Annotated in this window: 16 protein-coding genes; 11 read left to right on the top strand and 5 right to left on the bottom strand. The window is 42.9% G+C overall.

Annotated features, from left to right (window positions below; all coding sequences use genetic code 11):
- From LZT22_RS10940 to hemN, 4 genes are all read left to right on the top strand, one after another.
- The coding region (locus tag LZT22_RS10940; RefSeq protein ID WP_233925157.1) for an IS30 family transposase at positions 1 to 401 on the top strand (401 nt) is incomplete at its 5' end.
- Between the two features lie 38 nt (positions 402 to 439).
- Positions 440 to 1,033 (top strand): hypothetical protein, encoded by a 594-nt coding sequence (locus LZT22_RS10935; RefSeq protein ID WP_233925273.1) that lies wholly within the window; start codon positions 440 to 442, stop codon positions 1,031 to 1,033.
- Positions 1,034 to 1,084: 51 nt separating this feature from the next.
- A complete protein-coding gene (locus LZT22_RS10930; RefSeq protein ID WP_233925272.1) occupies positions 1,085 to 2,356 on the top strand; it encodes a DEAD/DEAH box helicase in 1,272 nt (423 codons plus the stop codon).
- 54 nt (positions 2,357 to 2,410) lie between these two features.
- Positions 2,411 to 3,847 (top strand): oxygen-independent coproporphyrinogen III oxidase, encoded by a 1,437-nt coding sequence (gene hemN / locus LZT22_RS10925; RefSeq protein ID WP_233925271.1) that lies wholly within the window; start codon positions 2,411 to 2,413, stop codon positions 3,845 to 3,847.
- Positions 3,848 to 3,849: 2 nt separating this feature from the next.
- Here the strand turns inward: hemN and acsF are convergent, their stop codons facing one another.
- Entirely contained in the window at positions 3,850 to 4,926 is a 1,077-nt protein-coding gene (acsF, locus tag LZT22_RS10920; protein WP_233925270.1) for a magnesium-protoporphyrin IX monomethyl ester (oxidative) cyclase, read from the bottom strand.
- A gap of 177 nt (positions 4,927 to 5,103) precedes the next feature.
- Between acsF and LZT22_RS10915 the strand changes: the two genes are divergently transcribed.
- The 6 genes from LZT22_RS10915 to LZT22_RS10890 all read left to right on the top strand — a co-directional run bounded on the left by LZT22_RS10915 (position 5,104) and on the right by LZT22_RS10890 (position 11,491).
- Complete coding sequence (locus tag LZT22_RS10915) at positions 5,104 to 5,580, top strand: 4Fe-4S dicluster domain-containing protein (protein WP_233925269.1); 477 nt, start codon at positions 5,104 to 5,106, stop codon at positions 5,578 to 5,580.
- A gap of 20 nt (positions 5,581 to 5,600) precedes the next feature.
- Positions 5,601 to 7,448, top strand: a complete 1,848-nt coding sequence (locus LZT22_RS10910; RefSeq protein WP_233925268.1) for an aldehyde ferredoxin oxidoreductase family protein — start codon at positions 5,601 to 5,603, stop codon at positions 7,446 to 7,448.
- An 8-nt stretch (positions 7,449 to 7,456) separates the two neighbouring features.
- A complete protein-coding gene (locus tag LZT22_RS10905; RefSeq protein ID WP_233925267.1) occupies positions 7,457 to 8,716 on the top strand; it encodes an NAD(P)/FAD-dependent oxidoreductase in 1,260 nt (419 codons plus the stop codon).
- Positions 8,717 to 8,734: 18 nt separating this feature from the next.
- A complete protein-coding gene (locus LZT22_RS10900) occupies positions 8,735 to 8,989 on the top strand; it encodes a MoaD/ThiS family protein (RefSeq protein WP_233925266.1) in 255 nt (84 codons plus the stop codon).
- A gap of 8 nt (positions 8,990 to 8,997) precedes the next feature.
- Complete coding sequence (locus LZT22_RS10895; protein WP_233925265.1) at positions 8,998 to 9,303, top strand: hypothetical protein; 306 nt, start codon at positions 8,998 to 9,000, stop codon at positions 9,301 to 9,303.
- A gap of 76 nt (positions 9,304 to 9,379) precedes the next feature.
- Positions 9,380 to 11,491 (top strand): alkyl/aryl-sulfatase, encoded by a 2,112-nt coding sequence (locus LZT22_RS10890; RefSeq protein WP_233925264.1) that lies wholly within the window; start codon positions 9,380 to 9,382, stop codon positions 11,489 to 11,491.
- 39 nt (positions 11,492 to 11,530) lie between these two features.
- On the opposite strand, the gene LZT22_RS10885 is transcribed toward LZT22_RS10890, so the two are convergent.
- The 3 genes from LZT22_RS10885 to LZT22_RS10875 form a co-directional block, all read right to left on the bottom strand.
- Positions 11,531 to 12,739, bottom strand: coding sequence for a DUF3443 family protein (locus tag LZT22_RS10885; RefSeq protein WP_233925263.1), 1,209 nt, complete (start codon positions 12,737 to 12,739; stop codon positions 11,531 to 11,533).
- Positions 12,740 to 12,769: 30 nt separating this feature from the next.
- On the bottom strand, positions 12,770 to 13,219 hold the full coding sequence (locus tag LZT22_RS10880) for a DUF2844 domain-containing protein (protein WP_233925261.1): 450 nt from the start codon (positions 13,217 to 13,219) through the stop codon (positions 12,770 to 12,772).
- Positions 13,220 to 13,301: 82 nt separating this feature from the next.
- On the bottom strand, positions 13,302 to 15,371 hold the full coding sequence (locus LZT22_RS10875) for a glycoside hydrolase family 5 protein (RefSeq protein WP_233925259.1): 2,070 nt from the start codon (positions 15,369 to 15,371) through the stop codon (positions 13,302 to 13,304).
- A gap of 196 nt (positions 15,372 to 15,567) precedes the next feature.
- Between LZT22_RS10875 and LZT22_RS10870 the strand changes: the two genes are divergently transcribed.
- The gene (locus LZT22_RS10870) at positions 15,568 to 16,215 is read left to right on the top strand and encodes a TetR/AcrR family transcriptional regulator (RefSeq protein ID WP_233925258.1); all 648 of its coding nucleotides are present in this window, start codon (positions 15,568 to 15,570) and stop codon (positions 16,213 to 16,215) included.
- On the opposite strand, the gene LZT22_RS10865 is transcribed toward LZT22_RS10870, so the two are convergent.
- Positions 16,212 to 16,682, bottom strand: coding sequence for a hypothetical protein (locus LZT22_RS10865; protein WP_233925257.1), 471 nt, complete (start codon positions 16,680 to 16,682; stop codon positions 16,212 to 16,214). The genes LZT22_RS10870 and LZT22_RS10865 overlap by 4 nt on opposite strands.
- Positions 16,683 to 16,709 lie beyond the last annotated feature (27 nt).

Raw genomic sequence — 16,709 nt, 5'->3', positions numbered from 1 at the left:
GCAAGAGCGGCTATGCGTTGATCGCTAAGGTGAGCAACAAAACCTCGGATCTGGTGAGCCAGGCCATCATTACTAAATTAAACCCCATGACCCCACTCGTTAAAACCCTGACTTTTGACAACGGGAAGGAATTTGCCGAACACAGCAGAATTGATACTGCCCTCAAATCCACTACTTACTTTGCTGATCCTTTTGCTAGTTGGCAACGCGGATCGAATGAAAACTTCAATGGCTTGCTTAGGCAATACATCCCCAAGAAAAGACTGTTATCGACTGTGACTGACGAGGAGCTTAGAATGATCCAAGACCGATTAAACAACCGACCCAGAAAACGATTAGGATTTAAAACACCGAGTGAAGTCTTTATGCAATCTTTAAACCGTGTTGCACTTCGTGTTTGAATTCACCAATCTCAATTTTTGATACTATTTTACTTATTATGAAAATTATTATTGCGCGTCATTCGGAAAAATTAGATGCCCCTAGCCTTTCTGAAATAGGCAAATTACGCGCCCAAGCGCTTGCAGCGCAATATCTAGGTCAGAATGCCAAACAATCATTATTCATTGGAAAAGAACGGCCTGCTGCATTAATGGTAATGACCTTACATACAATTGAAACAATGGCGCCAATTGCTGCTAGTTGGAATATGCCGATGTTAGCTTATTGGGCAGAAGCAGGCATAGATCGAGCGCATATGGCAGTACAGAATGTGCGCAATCAGGCAGTAGCAAAGGACTTACTATTTAGCGCTCAGTATGAAGATAAAACGGTACTGATGATTTGGGAGCATTTTCATATTGCCAGCGCCGCCCTAGAAGCTGAGTTTGCTGGCGAAAAAGTCACTTTGCGGCAATTACTTAATTTAGATCAAATGGTGGGGGTACCTACTACTTGGCCAGATGATGTTTATGATTATTTTTGGATTATTGAGTACCAAACCGGCAATCCAGTGCCCCAATCATTTTTGATGAAGCGCCAAATATTTACCGCTCCCTTCGCAGGATTACCTGCAGCTGATTGGCCAAATTAGTTAATCGCTTAAAATGGCCAATTCAATTGCAGTAATCACTTATCGGCCCCCATGTTATTTAATGAACTTGCTTTATCTGCTCCCATTTTGCGCGCGGTACAAGAAGAAGGCTATACAACGCCTACCCCAATTCAAATTCAATCAATTCCAGCTGTCTTAAAAGGCGGCGATTTGCTGGCGGCAGCTCAAACAGGCACAGGAAAAACTGCAGGCTTTACCTTACCTATTTTGCAAAGACTGATGGATTCAAAGCTACCTCAAGCGAGCGTACGGCGTCAAATCCGAGTTTTAATTTTGACTCCAACGCGTGAGCTTGCGGCGCAAGTACAGCAATCTGTTTTAACTTATGGCAAATACACTGGACTGAAATCAGCGGTTATTTTTGGTGGTGTCGGTGCTAATCCACAAATTAATGCAATCAAGAATGGCCTCGATATTTTAGTGGCTACGCCTGGTCGCTTAATCGATTTAATGGGACAAGGTCATATCTCACTAAAGGCAATAGAAATTTTTGTTTTAGATGAAGCGGATCGCATGTTAGACATGGGATTTTTACCCGATATTAAACGCATTTTGGCAACCTTACCAAAAGCACGTCAGAACCTATTATTTTCTGCTACATTTTCAACCGAAATTAAAGCGCTAGCCAATACCTTACTAAAGTCGCCAGCCTTAATTGAAGTTGCCCGCAGTAATAGTACCCACGAAGCGATTACGCAAAAAATTTATCCAGTCGATAAAAATAAAAAACAGGCGCTATTAGCCCACCTCATTAAAGCGAATGATTGGCAGCAGGTGCTAGTCTTTACGCGGACAAAACATGGTGCTAACAAGCTCGTCACGCAGCTTGAGAAAGATGGCATTACTTGCATGGCTATTCATGGAAATAAAAGTCAATCCGCCCGCACTAAAGCTTTGGCTGATTTTAAGTCTGGAAAAATTACTGCTTTAGTAGCAACCGATATAGCAGCAAGGGGTATTGATATTGATCAACTGCCCCATGTAGTTAATTACGATTTACCCAATGTTCCTGAAGATTATGTCCATCGAGTAGGGAGAACGGGCCGCGCTGGCTCGAATGGGGTGGCGATTTCATTAGTTTGTATCGATGAATTGGGGCTGCTAAAAGATATCGAGAAATTAACAAAACAAACTATTCCGCAAGAAATTATTACAGGCTTTGAAGTTGATCCCAGTATTGGTGTGCAGCCCATAAAGGCTACGCGCCAAGCGAGACCTCAAGCCAAAGCGAAGCCTAAAAATTCACCTAACTCGCAGATCACCCAATCAAAAGGACGGCAAAAAAGGCCGACATCGAGATAAGAATTTTGATTTAAATCAAAATCAACCCACTCTTATTCTGCTACAAAGAATGGGATGGACCAATTAATAACAGCTTCTCATCAAGTAGTTGGCTTAGCTAGTGCGAGAACTAGTTTATTAGAGCCTGCGCTATTAAAAAAATTTGATATTAATGGTCCGCGCTACACCTCATATCCTAGCGCCGATCGTTTCCATAAAGATTTTACTGAGGTTGATTATCGTTTAGCATTAAAGCGAATTTCATTAAACGAGCAGACTTTTTCGCTCTATATGCATTTACCATTTTGTCCTAATATTTGCTATTACTGTGCTTGTAACAAAATTATTACGAAGGATCATGGGCGTAGCGCTAAGTACATTAAATATCTAGCCAAAGAAATGGCTGCTGTTTGTGAGGCGATGGAGCTGGCTCCCGAGCAAAAATTACCTATTAGTCAACTGCATTGGGGCGGTGGCACACCGACCTTTTTGTCTCACTCTGAAATGCGGGAATTAATGACCTCGATTAAAAACCATTTTGAATTTCAGCAAAACGGGGAATACTCAATTGAAATTGATCCGCGTCGAGTAACTGAAGCCGATATTAAATTGCTTGCTGAGTTAGGCTTTAACCGCATTAGTCTGGGAGTGCAAGATTTCAATCCCGAGGTTCAGCAGGCAATTCATCGGATTCAAACCCTAGAAGAGACTCAGTCGGTGCTGAATTGGTCGCGTAAATATGGCTTTACTTCGCGTAGTGTTGATTTGATTTATGGCCTGCCAAAGCAAACGCCTGCCAGTTTTGTAGCAACAGTGCAAGCCGTAATCGCGCTGAATCCAGAGCGCATATCAGTTTATAGTTATGCCCATTTACCGCATATTTTTAAGCCGCAACGCCGTATTGTCGCAGGTGATTTACCGAATGCGGTAGATAAACTGCAAATTTTGTCGAGTACCATTGACCAGTTAATGCAAGCAGGTTATATCTTTATTGGCATGGATCATTTCGCCAAACCGAATGATGAGCTAGCAATCGCGCAAAAAGAAGGTCGTTTACATCGTAATTTCCAGGGCTACTCTACACAAGCCGAGTGCAATATGTTGGCATTTGGAGTAACAGCTATAGGTAAAGTTGACGATTGCTATGTTCAGAGCGTAAGAACTTTAGATGAGTATTACGCTTTGCTTGATCAACATCGCCTGCCTACATTGCGGGGCATGCGTTTATCCGAAGATGATATAGTGCGACGCGATTTAATTGGGCAACTCATGTGCCACTTTAAGATCGATGCTAGTCAATTTTCGCAAAAACATGCAATTGATTTCGACGCGTATTTTGTCAATGAAGAGTCCGACCTAAATTATCTCGAAGATTCTGGTTTAATTGAATGGCATGGCGATTCTTTAATGGTGCCCATGAGCGGGCGCTTATTGGTACGGCGGGTGGCAATGGCTTTCGATCGACATTTGCGTGAATCCCTGACCATGGGGTCCTATTCAAAAGTAGTCTGAAATTACCAGGCTGCCGCTATCCGAATTTGCTGAGGTAGATTATGACGTTTCACTGGAATGAAATACATGCCAACGAAGGTCATAAAGCCCGCTAACCCATATCCACCTCGCTGGAAATATGCGTAGATCCCTCCCTTTTCCCGTGCCGCATAATATTTTTCAGCAATGCGAAATAGTCGATTCATCCCTTGGCGAAATGCAGGACTATCAATATCCAAAGAGATCGGAAATACTTGTTTCGAAATTTCACTAGTAATTTTAAATACTGCGTAATCGTACTGAGTAGGATCAAGCCCCATTGCATGTTTTAGTGCAGGGCGCGTGTGATCGCGGACATACATCGTGGCATATACCGCCAATAAAAAGAAGCGAATGAATAATAAATTAGTACCTTGCAATAATTTTGGATCAGCACGCATGATGAGGGCAAATGATTCGCCATGACGGAATTCATCATTGCACCAGCGTTCAAACCAGCGAAAAATAGGGTGAAAGCGTTTATCTGGATTTTTTTCTAGTTGCCTAAAGATCGTAATGTAACGCGCATACCCAATTTTTTCAGATAGATATGTTGCATACAATATATATTTCGGCTTAAAGTAGGTATAAGCTTTATTTTTCTTTAATTCGCTTAGATTTACACCTAAATCAAAATCTTTAAGTGACGAATTGATAAAGCTTGCATGACGTGATTCATCGCGCACTAAATACGCCATTAATTGTTTAATATCGGGGTTATCAACATGATTGCGAATCTCGTTATACAGCACGCAGCCAGAAAATTCTGAGGTTAGGGACGTTACCAGAAAATCAAGAAATTCACGCCTTAATTCGGGATTAAGTTGGGGAACTAATCGAGCAACTTCGGCGACAAACTGCTCATCGCGCTGAAAATGATCTTGATTATTGTCACCTTCATATTCTTTCATCATCATGTCCCACTCTGCTCGAACGGGTTCGATATTCAGCCTATCCATATACGCATAGTCGGTCTTATAAAAACGAGGGCTAATTAAGTTATTCACCTCCGCCCTTCGGGCGGCGTCAGCTGCCGATTCAATTTCTTTTACAGTTTGCATGTCTTCCTAGCTACTAAGGACGAGGTTTTAATGTAGCTAATACGCTATTGGAGGCGTTTGATGTAGGTCAAAAAGATAGGGCTTGTTTTACTAGGGTTACTACTAGCTTCCCATTTGTTTTATATTGGCAGAATATTGCATATATAGCTTATTTTTCAAATAAACAAGGGATTAGAAATGCAAAAGTCTTTACTGATTAATGCTGATAAATGCACGGGTTGCCTCCAGTGTGAAATGGCCTGTAGTTATGAACATTATGGGATCTTTAATCCTTCTAAATCCCGCATTCGGGTCTTTGATTTTCACAACACTGGGGTAAAGGTACCCTATACCTGTACTCAATGCGATGAGGCATGGTGTTTAAAGGCTTGCCCGGTAGATGCCATTTCCATTGATCTAGTAACGGGCGCAAAAGTAGTCTCTGAGGACACCTGTGTGGGCTGCAAAGTTTGCACAATTGCTTGTCCTTTTGGCACGATTAATTATGTGCAGGATACTGGTAAGGTACAAAAGTGTGACTTGTGTTCTGGTGACCCAGCTTGCGCTACAGCGTGTCCAACCGAAGCTATTACTTATGTAGATGCCGATTGGACAGGGCTCGATCGCATGCGCGCATGGGCCGATAAGCTTGGCAATCAAGCTAGTACTAACTAATTATTGAATAGGAAAATACTATGTCTTGGGCTGGGAAACTACTACGCGTTAATTTAACTAAAGGCACTTGCAAGTCTGAGCCTTTGAATATGGAGTGGGCTAAAACCTATTTAGGTTCACGGGGCTTAGCCACAAAATATTTTGTCGATGAAGTTGATCCGAAGGTCGATCCTTTATCAGCTGAAAATAAAATTATTTGGGCAACTGGGCCGTTAACAGGCACCATGGCCTCTACTGGTGGGCGTTTTACGGTGGTTACCAAGGGTCCTTTAACTGGTGCAATTGCTTGTTCTAATTCAGGCGGGTATTTAGGTGCTGAATTAAAAATGGCTGGTTGGGACATGGTTATTTTTGAAGGCAAGTCGCCTAAGCCTGTCTACTTATATATCGAAGATGATCGCGCTGAATTAGTAGACGCAGGTGATTTGTGGGGCAAGACGGTTTGGGAAACCGAGCCAGCGATCAAAATTAAACATCAAGATCCCCAAATTCGGGTTTCCTGCATTGGGCGTGCTGGTGAAAATCAAGTATATTTTGCCGCTATCGTCAATGACTTGCATCGCGCTGCAGGCCGCTCTGGCGTTGGCGCTGTGATGGGTAGCAAGAATTTGAAAGCGCTGGCAGTGCGTGGTACCAAAGGGGTTGGCAATATTAAAAACCCCAAAGCCTTTATGGCGGCAGTAAATGCTGGTAAAGCGGTTTTAGCCGGGCACGCTGTAACCGGCCAAGGTTTACCGACTTATGGCACCCAAGTATTAATGAATGTAATTAATGAGGTGGGAGCCCTACCAACTCGTAATCATCAAGATGTGCAATTTGAAGGCGCAAAAGATATTTCAGCTGAAGCGATGGCAGTTGAACGTGACTCAGATGGAAAATCACATTTGGTAACAACTCAAGCTTGCTTTGCGTGCACGATTGCCTGTGGTCGTATTTCGCAAATAGATGAATCTCATTTCACGATTGAAAATAAACCGCAATATAAGAATACCTCGGGCGGCCTTGAATATGAGGCTGCTTGGGCTTTGGGCGCAGCTAATGGGGTCAATGATCTTGAGGCTTTGCAGTATGCCAATATGATTTGTAATGAAGACGGTTTTGACCCGATTACTTTTGGCGCTACGGTTGGCGCAGTGATGGAAATGTATGAAATGGGGGTCTTGACCAAAGAGCAACTCGGTATTGAAGCGCCTTTTGGTTCGGTCAAAGCACTTTGCCACTTTGCTGAAATTACTGCGCAAGGAATTGGCTTTGGTAAAGAAATTGCCTTAGGTTCTGCTCGGCTGACAGCGAAATATGGCCAACCCGATTTATCGATGAGCGTCAAAGGGCAAGAGTTTCCCGCTTACGATGGGCGGGTGATTCAGGGTATTGGCTTGGCCTATGCCACTTCGAATCGGGGCGCATGTCATTTACGTGGTTACACTATCGCCTCTGAAGTTTTAGGCATTCCTGTTAAAACAGAGCCTGCTGATACGGATGGTAAGCCTGAGTTGGTAAAAGCCTTTCAAGATGCTACTGCTGCCTTTGATTCTGCTGGACTCTGTATTTTTACTAGCTTTGCTTGGACACTAGCCGATGTTGCGCCCCAACTTCAAGCAGCCTGTGGAGATGAATTTACAGTTGAAAATTTAACTTTAATTGGCGAGCGAATTTGGAATATGGAGCGTGATTTTAATAATCGTGCTGGCTTTACTAGTAAAGACGATAAGCTACCCAAGCGTTTAATGTCTGAAGCTGCAAAAACTGGACCTGGTAAGGGTTCAGTCAGCGGCTTGGGCAAGATGTTACCGCAGTATTACAAGATTCGTGGCTGGGATAGCGATGGGCAAATTAATGCCGATACTCGCAAGCGTTTAGGTCTTTAAGTAGCCCCATGAAGCATGTCATTATTGGCAATGGGCCAGCTGGCGTAATTGCAGCAGAGACAATTCGCAAGCGTTGTCCTGCGGACGAGATTATCCTAATTGGTGATGAGCTCTCGCCACCATATTCTCGCATGGCAATTCCTTATTTATTGGTTGGCAATATTGACGAATCGGGAACGTATTTGCGGAAAACTGCCAATCATTTTGAACGGCTCAAAATACAGCAAGTACAGGGCAGAGTGCTTTCACTCGACGCCAAAAGTAAATCACTGCAAGTTGAAGAAGGTAATAAAAAACCACAAAAAATCAATTTTGATAAGTTGCTGATTGCCACTGGCTCAGTGCCTGTGCTACCGCCTGTACCTGGTATTGACCTTCCAGGGGTTCACCATTGTTGGACACTAGAGGATGCACGGGCGATTCATGCCTTAGCCAAGCCTGGGGCACGAGTATTACAAATGGGCGCAGGTTTTATTGGTTGCATCATTCTAGAGGCATTGGCCAGTAGAGAAGTTGAACTAACCGTAGTTGAAATGGGAAACCGGATGGTGCCGCGCATGATGACGGAAATGGCGGGCGCTCTCATCAAAAAATGGGTGCAAGCTAAAGGTATCACCGTATTTACCGATACTAAGGTTGAGGCTATTACCCAAGGCAAAGCAGGTTTAGCCGTAAAACTTTCAAATGGACAGACACTTGAAGTTGATTTAGTGATCTCAGCAGCAGGCGTACGCCCGAACATTGCCTTTTTGAAAGACTCGGGACTAGACATCAAAACTGGAATTGTAGTAAATGAGCAAATGCAAAGTTCGATTGCCGATATTTATGCAGCGGGTGATGTAACTGAAAGTGTTGATTTTCTCACTGGTGAGCGCATGATTAATGCCATTCAACCTAATGCTGCTGAACAAGCCGGAGTTGCTGCGATCAATATGACTGGAGGGATGGTGCAAAGTATTGGCATCTTGCAAGTGAATGTATTAGATACCCTCGGTTTAATTGCTTCTTCATTTGGCTTATGGTCAGGCGCTAAAGGCGGTGATCACGTAGAGCTTTGTGATCCCCAGCGTTTTAAATACCTGCGGTTAGAATTTTTAGGTGATGTTTTGATTGGCGCAACTAGCTTAGGGTTTACCGAGCATGTCGGAGTCTTGCGGGGCCTAATTCAAACGAAGCTTGCCTTAGGCGCCTGGAAAGAGACTTTACTAGAAGACCCCACCCAGCTAGTAGAGGCATATTTAGCTAAAGGACAAGCACAATCTGCTTGAATGAATTAAGCTTTACGTATGCAAGTTACCCTCAAGCTTTTTGCCAGCCTCAATCGCTATTTGCCCGCCAATAAAATCAATACAATTGAGGCGATTATTCAAGTGCCTGATGGATCTACAGTCAGTGAAGTGATGGACTTGCATCACATTCCTCATCCTCAAGCCCACTTAGTAATGATTAATGGTAAATATATTCCACCCCAAGAGCGACTCGGTTCAGTCTTGCAAGAAAATGATGCTTTAGCTATTTGCCCACCCGTTGCTGGCGGTTAATTTTCAGTGTGACTGTAATTCAAGTGCAAAGAGTGATGGGTTGTTCTGCCGATGATTTAATTCGCTGGCTACCAGATGCTTTGGGTGAGTTGCTACAATCAACTGCAGTAGCAATCGATAATAAAACGCATTATGAAGTTCCCGGCCCCAGATTATTGATTGCCGCCCACACAAAACCTTCCCAACAAATTGCCTTACTGAAAATTCCTGTGTTGGTGGTAAATTTTTCATTTGCAATGAACGCTTTTAATGCAGAGCAAGTAGCGCAGGTAATGGCTAAATTTGATTTATATACCCGTAGGGGTGGGGGTTAATGAGTCCTATTAGGACTTTTAATTTCTGCATTAAAATAATAAAAACTCATAAAAACTAATCCTTTAAAAGAAAAAAATGTCTTGCTTACGTTTGATGCGAATTAGTGTTATTGCACTAATAGTATCGCTAGCATTCGCCCAATTTGTGCTTGCCGCTGGAGCTGGTGCAATTATTGCTGATCCGGGTGCGGTACAGGGGAAGCATTTCGATCCTAAGGGGCAACAGCCATCCCAATTTACGATTGAATTACAAAATGGATTACGTAAAACTCTTCCCTTTGCCGATAAACGTGACTTTGAAGAGGCTAAAAAAGGCTTTATTGCTGCTCCACCATTTAATAAAATTATGGCTGATGAGGGTAACGTAGCTTGGGATATGGGCAGCTATGATTTTCTATTGCAGGGTAAAGATTTTGATAGCGTACATCCTTCATTACAGCGTCAAGCCATACTTAACATGGCCTATGGTCTATATGAAGTAGTACCCGATAAAATCTATCAAGTGCGTGGCTTTGATTTAGCGAATATTAGTTTTATTAAGGGTAATACTGGTTGGATCGTATTTGACCCATTAACTGCTAAAGAAACTGCCCGCGCAGCTTTGGAATTAGTAAGCGCAAGGCTTGGCAAACGTCCCGTTGTCGCAGTAGTTTATTCACATTCGCATGCTGATCATTTTGGCGGAGTTCGTGGTGTCATAGATGAGGCTGACGTGAAGAGTGGAAGGGTGCCGATTATTGCACCTAGTGGTTTTATGGAGCATGCAGTAGCTGAGAATGTTTATGCTGGAAATGCGATGACTCGTCGAATGTTTTTTCAGTATGGCGTTTTATTACCGCGCAGCCCGTTTGGTCACGTTGATCAATCAATTGGTAAAAATACTGCGGCTGGTAATTTAGGCTTAATTGAGCCCACAAAATATATCACCAAAGATTTTGAAGAACTCACAATCGATGGAGTCACAATGGAGTTTCAAAATACTCCCGGCACTGAAGCGCCAGCAGAAATGAATACCTATTTTCCGCAATTTAAAGCCTTTTGGGCGGCAGAAAACATTACCGGAACAATCCATAATATTTATACCTTACGTGGCGCTTTAGTACGCGATCCCTTGGCTTGGTCGAAGCACATTAATACAGCCCTTTATCGATATGGCGCTCAGACCCAAGTCATGTTTGCATCACATACTTGGCCGCGCTGGGGTAATGCACGCATTCAAGAAGTGATGCGCACCCAAAGAGATACCTATGCACATTTAAATAATGAGGTACTCCATTTGGCAAATCAGGGTGTGACGATTAATGAAATTCAAAATGTGTATCAATTACCTGAAAGCCTAAAAGCACAATGGGCTGCCCATAGCTACCATGGCTCTGAAGAGCACAATAGCCGAGCTGTAATCAATCGATATTTAGGCTATTGGGATGCGAACCCCGCTACCTTGGCGCCATTATCCCCCAAGGATTCTGCACCCTTGTATGTGGAAATGATGGGCGGCTCGAGCAAAATTTTGGCTAAAGGCAAAAAGCTCTATAACCAAGGAAAATATCGCGAGGCCATGGAGATTTTGAATAAATTAGTGTATGCGCAACCCAATAATACGGCGGCTAAAGATTTACTGGCTAATGTTTTTGAGCAAATTGGTTATCAAAAAGAAAGTCCTAGTGTGCGCAATAGTTTTCTAGGTGCAGCCTATGAATTAAGGCATGGCATGCCGGCTGGGGTACCACCCAAATCAAATGGCCCCGATATGATTAAAGCCATGACAACTGAACTTTGGTTAAATGCTTTAGCAATTAGCATTGATAGCAAAAAAGCCAAGGGCATGAATTTTGTAATTAATTTAAATACCCCTGATAACGGTGAGCAATTTGTAATTGAGTTGAGTAATTCCGCTTTAACTAATATTAAAGGTCAGCAAGCCAACAATCCACACCTGACCATTATCATTAATCGCAGTGATCTTGAGTTAGTAATGGGTGGTAAGGCTAGTTTTGACCAATTATTGACACAGGGTAAGGCACAGTTCATTGGTGATCGCAAGCCATTCGATCAACTGCGCAGTGCGCTCACCATTTTTAGCCCCGATTTTGAATTAATGCCTGGCACTAAATTGCGGCCGTCAACTGCTTCATTGGTTATCGATCCATTGGCGGTCCAGGACCTAGCAATTACTGGAAATGATTAGGCCATTTATTAAAAGTATGTTGCGAATTGAGTGTAGCAATCAATACGTATATGCGTAATAAGGCCCTATACCAGCGTTGCTCGTACGCCCAGTAATGCCAATATAGACGCTGCGGCCAAAGAAAAAAGGCAGGCCCCAGTCAAATAAATTATTACCAATTTGACCGGTAATATTGTTGTAAGCATAGTTGCCACTAGCGACTAAAGTTTTCGCATTAGCAGCAGAAAAACTGACATTACCCTGAATATTATTTTTTAAGGTGAGGGCGGCCAAATACGATTGAGTGGTGGCAGGGCAGTAAAAACCTGCTAACGAATACGAGGAGCAATTCACCAAAACAGAACTTAAGTTGCCAGATGGAAAATAAAGACCATTTGAGCCACTATCGATAAAACTACTAGTAAACGTAGTGTTATTAAAAATAGTAGTAAATAGGCCGCTACTATTAGTGGGGATGACATAAGACCCACTCGAGGAATTATTGGCTTGGGTATCGATTCCAAAAGTGAGTGATCCGGTAATGAGGCTTGCGCCATTGGCACTAACTGAAGGAAGTTTAATAATGATTCCATTGTTATCGACCGGGAAGGCAGAAACCGGATTCTGAACTTGTAAATTAGGGCTGAGACTTAGGCTGATTCGACAATTATTTAAAGTGGTTGGCACACAATTAAAGTAGCTTTGGGTATCGCTAATGAATAAACCAACCCCTAAAATACCATTAGTTTTAAGGGTGTTTGAAATTTGGGTGGCTTGTGAACCGCCACACGAACTTGGAATGGTGCTGTAACTAGGGTCTGCCAAAATTTGAATCGGAATTGAGCTAGCTACCTCTGCACTCATTTTGACATCGGCCAGCTTTACGGGCCCCCACGCATCACCACTGATGAAAGAGGCACACTCCAGAATAGGGGCATTATTGACAACTACTTGGGTGAGCTGTAAAGAGGTGATGGTAGAAGCCAAAACTCGTAAGCCGGTTGAGCCAGTATCGAGCAGAATGTTATCAACGGTCTTGCAAATACTTGTACCAGGCTGGCAGATAGTCACACTAACATAAGGCGTATTAATATTTTTTGCTTGCCCAGCACCAACATTAACGCTAATTGAATTAGCCGCTAAGTTAATACTGGGCAGAGAATCTTGATTACTACTAGAGGATGAGCTACTAGTACTACTGCCACCACAGGCAACTAAAACGACTGCAAATACCATTATTGCCATGCCACGCATGAATTGCCATCTCAATAGGAAAGCCATAGCCATTAAATGCATGGCCTATTGAATATTTGCAGATGTCATACCCGCTGGAAATTGCTTAGGTAAATAGGCACGCCCTACATATCCTCCCATCACGCCGCCCGATTCAATCACGATGTTGTCATCTTGAAAAAAAATCGCTCGCGGGTTATTTTGCAATGCAGTGAGGTAGTTTGAATAATAAGACCCTAATACTACTTGAAAATTAGGTAGGTTGGGGCCTTTCCAGGTCACTGCAAAAACATTGCCATTGTTAGTTAAATATTCTTTAATGACTAAGCCGGGGTTAATATTTTGCGAATAAATAGTGTAGCCAGCTTGCGGTGAAGAGGTCAGAGTTGACCCAAAAGTTTTTTGTTCTAGATTAATGCTAGCAAGATTACCGCCTAATTCTGCTTGGGATACCATCGGTAAAACTAAAAGAAAAATACTAAAAATAGTAACTAAAGCAGTTCGTATGATTTTCATAGGATTACTTCAAAATGAGATAAAAACTAATCTTAGCCTAAGGATGAGATCTTAGGCTAAGATTTTATGCTGAATTTACAACTTATTTCAAATACGGTAATAGATTGGTTAGTTTGGGGTCATCTACGCCATTACTCGGCTCAATAGTAAATTTATAGCCTCCCCACCATGGGCCTGCAGCCCACCAAGTCCAGCCAGCCCAGACATCCGCGTTAGCTTCCATATAAGCGAGCATATTAGCAATGCCTTGATTACAGGTAGCATTATTGCCGCCAGCAAATTCCCCTAAAAAGCCTTTCTTGCCGTTGGCGCGTAGCCAATTGGTAAAAGTAACTAAGCGCTCAGCCCCAATGGTGGAGCTAACACAAATATCTGAATTTCCCGAGCTATTGGAATCTAGATATTGATGGGCTTCAAACATCAAGTTATTGGCAGAGTCTTTGATCGATAGCATGGCAACGGCATTTGCGGTGCCATACCAATTTTGCGCCCAACTGTGGGCACCAGTCCAGCCATTGCCAGGAACCAGAATCACATTATTAGCCCCAACATTACGAATTGCGACAATTGCAGCATTGGCGGCTGCCACCCAAGTTTCAGTGGACATCTCGCTAGGCTCATTCATGAGACCAAATAAGACAGCTGGATTATTTTTATACACTGTTGCTAAACGACCCCAAAAATCAGCAAAGTTAGCATTTGTAATCGAGCTGGCGCCAATAATATTGTTTTTATAGCGCGCATAGTTATGCGGATCTAAAACAACTGTATGGCCTGCTGCAATTGCTTGGTTAACAAAAGTCTGCATCCGATTTAGTTCAGTTGGGTCAAGGGCTGCATTTAAAGTGGGCTGTAAACGCTCCCACCGGAATGGCAAGCGAATGACATTCATGCCTTTACTTTTAAAGTAAGTCGCTTCAGCATTGGTTGGATAGGTGTAATCCACACCATAGGTGCCAGGTAAATTACTTTCACCAAAATCAGCGCCAGCTAAATTAACACCGCGGTATTTAATTGCGCCGGTAGAGCCCGTTGAGTTGGTGGTGCAGGAAACAGTAACGGTAGTAATATTAGCAGTTACCTTACCTGCACCGTTTGAAACGGTACACGTTTGCCCGCTAGGTTGTGTGCCAACTGTCACTGCATAGTTAGCGTTATTGGCTACTAGCGTACTAAACTTAAATGCGCCATTTGAGCTAAGACTCAGTGAATTAGCACCATTATTATTCAGCGCCACTGTTAAGCCTGTATTCAAGCCGCTTAGCGTACCACCAACACTATAAGAACCGATAACTACGGGTGTACTAGCAACCGTGAAGAGGGCAGCTTCATTCACCGTATTATTGTCAGTAACGTTAATTGCGGGAGCACTAAAGCTGACATTAGCAGGTAAAGCGCTACTAGCAACAGTAAGGGTATAAGAGCCCGTAGCTAGTCGAGTGAAATTATTGTTCGTAATAACCGTGCCGGCATTATTATTATCGATGGTCGCAACCGTCGATGCATAACTATTAGGCCCGCTCAGCATCACCGGAATATTGCAGGTTGTACCACTAACACAAACCGCCTTTAACGCTGTGGCATCAATACTAAAAGCAATTGAACCACCGGTTGGCGTCACCGGAGTACTACCACCATTAACCGTATAGCTGATTGCGCCTGGCGTCGTACCATTGGGGTTATAGCCATAAAATACGGTGGCTGAAGTATTGGGTTGAATCGACCCAGTCGTATTTAAGGTTAAGGTGACCGTATCTTTACTACCGGCCACACTATTGGTAATAAACGTCCCTGTAGATTGGGCCCAATAGATTGGCGGCGGAAAATATAAGCCATTAATCGAGTCCAGCTGAAACTTAGAGCCTACCAAAGCAGTGCCACTGCTAGCAATTTTAATTTGCAAACCACTAGCACTTTGTACGGTAGCGCAAGTATTGGTGACATTAAATGAGCCGCTGGTCCACCATTGACCCAGATTAGTGCTTGGAGCTGTAATGCTGAAACAACTATTAGTTGCTGCCGCAGAAACTGCTGAAACTGAGGTAGGCGTTGCTGAATTACCTGTTGATGCCGAACCCATGTCGCCTCCGCCACAAGCAACCAAGAATAGCGAGGCTGCTAAAGACATCAAAAGACCGATCGTTTTTTTCATGATTTTATCCTTAGAAAATTGATGCTAGCCTCGAATTTACCTACAATTTTGTGCGTTTCAACGCTTTTCTAGTTCACTTTCCATTTTTTTTTGATGGCCTGAGACCCAATATATATATGGCTCTCATCCTTTCTTTGCACTAATCTGCAGCATGTTCATCTTCAAATATGCGTAATTTTGGTTATGATGGCTCAATATGAAAGAAATTCAGGAATTTGAGTATAAAAAATCACTGCAGTTACGTGCTGAAAAAACCTTTATCGACATTACTCAAGCCGCTGATGACTTGATGCAAAAAGACAGTGATGGGATGCCTACTGCAAGAGAATTGGCCTCTAAGTCGGGTTACTCTATTGGCACCTTTTACCGTTATTTTGGCGCACTCAACTCACTATTTGCATTTATTTTTATTGATCGCCATTTGCGTAAGGTCGCCCTTCATGCGGAAGAAATCATCCAGCAATTTACCCCGTATGAAGAGATTGGCCCAGTTATAGGCACTATTGTTGATCTACTTTTTGCGCGCCTGAACAAAAAAAAACATACGGGTAAAAAATATAAGCTCTTGATGAGACTTTTATTAAAAGTATCTAAAAAACCTGAAGAATTAAATAAAGTGATGGATTCTGTCATTCCCGCGCTTCTGCAGTTGGCGCAAGATAATGTAACCAATACGTTCAGAATAATGAATGAAAATGAATGCCGCTTAGCCCTTAGGGCATTTCAGGCTGTTATTCGGAGTCCATTTTTAGAGAATGATCCGATTGCAGGTTCAGCAGAGCATAAAAAATATGTCTGTGAATTTGGAATTGGTTTATTTGGTAAGGCTATAGGACAGGCTTAGCTAAACACTTTAAATTTCAGTTGCAGAGAAATTCCACCATGCACTCGATCACCGATAGTAGGAATAATAAAAACATTAGCCCCAACCCAATCCCCTTCCCAAGTGAGCGCGGGAATTGCAGCTGGAAACCATCCGCCATTATTCGTTGATGAATAACCACTAAAGCCACCAATAACAGCGCCAACTTTAATTGGCCCAATCGCTAGGGGTTGGTAGTAGATGCCAGCGTAATTAGAATAAGCATTATTACTATTATAAAAACGGCCGGCTGTGATTGAAGATACCGTAGAGAAGCGATACTCAGCCCCTGCGCCCCAGTTCGCGCCATTGAGGTTTTGATCAGTTTGAAAGTGGTAAGTGACCATACCTGGGTTAAGCCACAATTCGTTTTTTGCACTTGGCTCAAGTAGTCCAATAAAAGTATCGGCTTGCGCATAGACTGAGTTACAGGCTAATAGGCCTAACATGCTTAATATAAAAGATATAGCGAAGCG

It is taken from the genome of Polynucleobacter sp. IMCC 29146, assembly GCF_021395195.1.
Lineage (GTDB): Bacteria > Pseudomonadota > Gammaproteobacteria > Burkholderiales > Burkholderiaceae > Polynucleobacter.
Note: the sequence above shows the minus strand (reverse complement) of the source record. Positions and strands in the feature narration are given on the sequence as shown.

Excerpts from the sequence above, each read along its gene's own strand:
- LZT22_RS10935 (WP_233925273.1), top strand. The coding sequence starts at position 440 with ATGAAAATTATTATTGCGCGTCATTCGGAAAAATTAGATGCCCCTAGC.
- LZT22_RS10930 (WP_233925272.1), top strand. The coding sequence starts at position 1,085 with ATGTTATTTAATGAACTTGCTTTATCTGCTCCCATTTTGCGCGCGGTA.
- hemN (WP_233925271.1), top strand. The coding sequence starts at position 2,411 with ATGGACCAATTAATAACAGCTTCTCATCAAGTAGTTGGCTTAGCTAGT.
- acsF (WP_233925270.1), bottom strand. The coding sequence starts at position 4,926 with ATGCAAACTGTAAAAGAAATTGAATCGGCAGCTGACGCCGCCCGAAGG.
- LZT22_RS10915 (WP_233925269.1), top strand. The coding sequence starts at position 5,104 with ATGCAAAAGTCTTTACTGATTAATGCTGATAAATGCACGGGTTGCCTC.
- LZT22_RS10910 (WP_233925268.1), top strand. The coding sequence starts at position 5,601 with ATGTCTTGGGCTGGGAAACTACTACGCGTTAATTTAACTAAAGGCACT.
- LZT22_RS10905 (WP_233925267.1), top strand. The coding sequence starts at position 7,457 with ATGAAGCATGTCATTATTGGCAATGGGCCAGCTGGCGTAATTGCAGCA.
- LZT22_RS10900 (WP_233925266.1), top strand. The coding sequence starts at position 8,735 with ATGCAAGTTACCCTCAAGCTTTTTGCCAGCCTCAATCGCTATTTGCCC.
- LZT22_RS10890 (WP_233925264.1), top strand. The coding sequence starts at position 9,380 with ATGTCTTGCTTACGTTTGATGCGAATTAGTGTTATTGCACTAATAGTA.
- LZT22_RS10880 (WP_233925261.1), bottom strand. The coding sequence starts at position 13,219 with ATGAAAATCATACGAACTGCTTTAGTTACTATTTTTAGTATTTTTCTT.
- LZT22_RS10875 (WP_233925259.1), bottom strand. The coding sequence starts at position 15,371 with ATGAAAAAAACGATCGGTCTTTTGATGTCTTTAGCAGCCTCGCTATTC.
- LZT22_RS10870 (WP_233925258.1), top strand. The coding sequence starts at position 15,568 with ATGAAAGAAATTCAGGAATTTGAGTATAAAAAATCACTGCAGTTACGT.
- LZT22_RS10865 (WP_233925257.1), bottom strand. The coding sequence starts at position 16,682 with ATGTTAGGCCTATTAGCCTGTAACTCAGTCTATGCGCAAGCCGATACT.